Genomic DNA, 4109 nt, shown 5'->3' on the forward strand with positions numbered 1-4109 from the left:
GGCGCGGAGGCGTCCTTCTTCAGCCTGGGCGTCACCTCCCTGATGAGCGAGGAAATCCTCGGCACCCTGCGCGAACACTACGGCGACCTGTCCTCCACCCTCCTGTTTGAGCATCCCAACCTGTCCAGCCTGAGCGCTTACCTGAGCATGCTCACGCCCTTAGCGCCGCCGCCGGAGGCAGATTCGCTGGCCGTGGCAGAACCCGTCACGTCGGCCATCGCCATGGACGATCCCGCCCCGGAATCGCCCCCGGCCACGCCGTCGGAAGAATCCCCGGAATCCGCAGAAACCCCGCCCGACACCGCCATCGCCATCATCGGCATGAGTGGCCGCTTCCCCCAAGCGGACAGTATCGAAGACCTGTGGCGCAACCTGACGGCAGGCCGGGACTGTATCGAAGAAATCCCACCCTCCCGCTGGGACGCTGGCCCGCTGTTCAACCGCCCGGACGAGGCGGGGAACCGCATCACCGGGCGGTGGGGTGGTTTCATCAAAGACCCGGAGCGCTTCGACGCGGAATTTTTCAGCATCACGCCCCGCGAAGCCTCGCAGATGGACCCGCAGCAACGGCTGTTCCTGGAATGCGCTTGGCAGGCCATGGAATACGCGGGCTATGGCGACACCGGGCCGGGCGCGGCGGTGGGAGTGTTCGTCGGTTCGACCTGGAACGAATATTCTTCCCTGAGCTACGAACACGGCCACCTCAAGGACCGCTACGCTGGTCCCGGCTCGCTCTATTGGGCCATCGCCAACCGGGTCTCCTACTTCATGGATTTCACCGGCCCGAGCCTGACGGTGGACACCGCCTGTTCCGCCTCGCTGGCCGCTGTGCATCTGGCTTGTCAGGCCATCTTGGCGGGCGATTGCGCCATGGCCCTGGCGGGCGGCGTGAACCTGTCCCTGTCCCCGGCCAAATATGTCTTCCTCAGCCAAGGTGGCTTTTTGTCCAACGATGGCCGCTGCCGCAGCTTCAACGAAAACGGCAATGGCTACGTCCCGGCGGAAGGCGTCTGCGCGGTGGTGCTGAAACGGCTGGATCAAGCCCTGGCCGATGGCGATTGCATCCACGGCGTGCTGCGGGCCTCCGCCCTCAACCACGGCGGCAAGGCCACCGGCTTCACCGTGCCGGACCCACATGCGCAGGCCCGCTTGGTGAAAAGCGCACTGACGCGGGCGGGACTTTCTCCCGAGCAAATCGGCTACGTCGAAGCCCACGGCACCGGCACCGCCTTGGGCGACCCCATCGAAATCAAGGGACTCAGCCTCGCCTTCGAAGGCGCTCCCGTCGCCAAGCAAAGCTGCCTGCTGGGCTCGGTGAAATCCAACATCGGCCATTTGGAAGCCGCCGCCGGGATTGCCGGGCTCATCAAGGTGCTGCTGTCCATGCGGCATGGACGCATCCCCGCCAACCTGCACGGCGAGCCGCTGAACCCGCGCATCGACTTCCGCAATTCGCCCTTCAAGCTGGTCACGGAACCGGCGCCTTGGCCGCTGCGGGATGGCCGCCCGGCTTCGGCTTGTGTTAGCTCCTTCGGGGCGGGCGGGGCTAATGCCCATGTGATCGTGGAGCCGCCCCCGGAACAGCCCGCCGCCGCGCCGAATTCCGGTGAACCGGCCTTGATCGTCCTGTCCGCCCCGTCGCCGGAAAGGCTCCGCGCCGCCGCCGTGAATCTGCGGGATTATCTGGAACGGGCCGATGCACAGCCCCCATCCTTGCGCGACGTAGCGTTCACCTTGCAGGTGGGCCGCAAACCGATGGCGTATCGCGCCGCTTTGATTGCCGGGAGTCTGCCGCAACTCCGCGAGCGCTTGGGGGAGTTTCTGGAAATCGGGGCAGACGGGCTGTATGTCTTCGCAGGTCAAGCCGAGACCTCGGAGGGCGGTTTTGATAGCCAGCCCGAGCGGGGCGAATTGGCGCGATTGGCAAGTCGATGGGTGAAGGGCAGCCGGATTGACTGGCAAAGCCTGTATTCCGGTGACACGCCCCGGCGAGTGGCCTTGCCGGTTATCCAATTCCACGGCGAGCGCTATTGGCTCACCGATGGCGACCTGGAAAGCCGGTCGGCCCGCCCTGCCCCGCCCGCGCCCCTGGTTCCCGAACCAGCGGCGCAAATCGCGCCGCCACCGGAAGCTATTCCCGCGCCCCATCCCGCCATCGACCGGGCCGACATCAAGGCCAAGATCAAGGAGCGGTTGGCGGGTGTCATCTACCTGGACCCGGAGCGGATCGACGATCACAAGGCGTTCAGCGATTTGGGATTGGACTCGGTGTTCATGGTCGAGGTGGTGAAGAAGCTGAATCAAGCCTTGGACCTGACGCTGACCACCACCCAGCTTTACGACCATCCCAGCGTGGGCGCGTTGACGGACTACGTTCACGCCGCCCTGAATCCGCCCGCTAGTGCGTTTTTATCTTCCGAGTGCCAGCAGAAAGACGGTGGGAGCGGGCTTCAGCCCGCGACTGCCGAGCCTGATCGTGGGCTGAAGCCCACTCCCACGACCATGGGGCCAGTCAAGCTGCGTTTAACTGCGCTGGCCGAAAAATCCGCCCCGCCGCCCACCCATTACGACAGCGCCAACCAGCCCCGCGAGCCGCATAAGCTGCGACTGAAAGACAAGGACGCCATCCCCCTTTCGCCTTTGGGAGAGGGTCGGGGGGAGGGTATCCAAAACCCAGCCCCGGCCTCTGCCGTGCAGTTCCAAGCCGCGCCCGTCACCAACGACATCGCCGTCATCGGCATGGCGGGACGCTTCCCTGGCGCCGGGGACGTGAACGGCTTCTGGGCCAACATCGCGGCGGGCCGGGATTGCGTGACCGAAGTGCCGCCGGAACGCTGGAATCCCCGCGAGCATTTCCATCCCGACCCCGCCGCCGAGGGCAAGACCCTGAGCCGATGGGGCGGTTTCCTCGCCGACATCGACAAGTTCGATTCGCTGTTCTTCAACATCTCCCCCGCCGAAGCGGAATTGATGGACCCGCAACAGCGGTTGTTCCTCGAAGCAGCCTGGCACGCCTTGGAGGACGCCGGTTACGCCCGCGACCAAGCCGCGCTGGCCCGTTGCGGCGTGTACGTGGGTGTCACCGATGCGGAGTATCAGGACATCATCCGCCAGTCCGGGGCGGAGGCGAACCCGGCCCAAGTCCTGACCGGCAATTCCCACGCGATTCTGGCGGCCCGCATCGCCTATTTCCTGAATTTACGGGGACCGACCATCACCCTCCAGACGGCCTGTTCCTCGTCCCTGGTGGCGGTTCACATGGCCTGCCGCAGCCTCATCGACGGCGAGGCTGAAATGATGCTGGCGGGCGGCGTGCAGCTTTATCTAGGGGCCGAACCCTATGTCTTCATGAGCAAGGCGGGCATGTTGTCGCCGGAAGGCCGCTGCAAGACCTTCGATCAGGACGCCGACGGCTTCGTGCCCGGCGAAGCGGTCGCCGCCGTGGTCCTCAAGCGGCTGGATGCGGCCTTGCGGGATGGCGACCTCATCCACGGTGTGATTAAAGGCACGGCCATCAACCAGGACGGCAAGACCAACGGCATCACCGCGCCCAGTTCGACGGCGCAGCAGGAGTTGCTGACCGGCCTGTACCGCCGTTTCGGCCTGAATCCCGACAGCCTGGGCTATGTGGAAGCCCACGGCACGGGCACGGTATTGGGCGACCCCATCGAAATCCACGCGCTGACCCAAGCCTTCCGCGCCTTCACCGGGCGGCGGCAGTTCTGCGCCCTCGGCTCGGTCAAGACCAACATCGGCCACACCTCGTCCTCCGCCGGGGTGGCCGGACTCATCAAGTTGCTGGGTGCGCTGAAAAACCAGACCTTGCCGCCCAGCCTGCATTACCGGGCGCCCAATCCGCAGATTGATTTCGAGAGCAGCCCGTTCTACGTCAACACCGAAGCCCGGCCCTGGCCCGCGCCGACCGGCACGCCGCGCCGCGCCGCCGTGAGTTCGTTCGGATTCAGCGGCACCAATTGCCATGTGGTGGTGGAAGAAGCGCCGCCGCCCCCGCCCGCTAGTGCCGCAGCGGGGAATCAACTCATCGTGTTGTCGGCAAAAACCGGGGAAGCCCTGCGGACCCGCGCTAGCCCACTCGCCGACTGGCTGCG

The 4109-nt window shown here is 65.7% G+C and carries 1 protein-coding gene; it reads left to right on the plus strand.

The window, feature by feature from the left end:
- The coding region (locus ACXWUF_RS19670; RefSeq protein ID WP_458503358.1) for a beta-ketoacyl synthase N-terminal-like domain-containing protein at window positions 1-4109 on the plus strand (4109 nt) is incomplete at both ends.

The sequence above is a fragment of the Methylomagnum sp. genome, assembly GCF_054333355.1.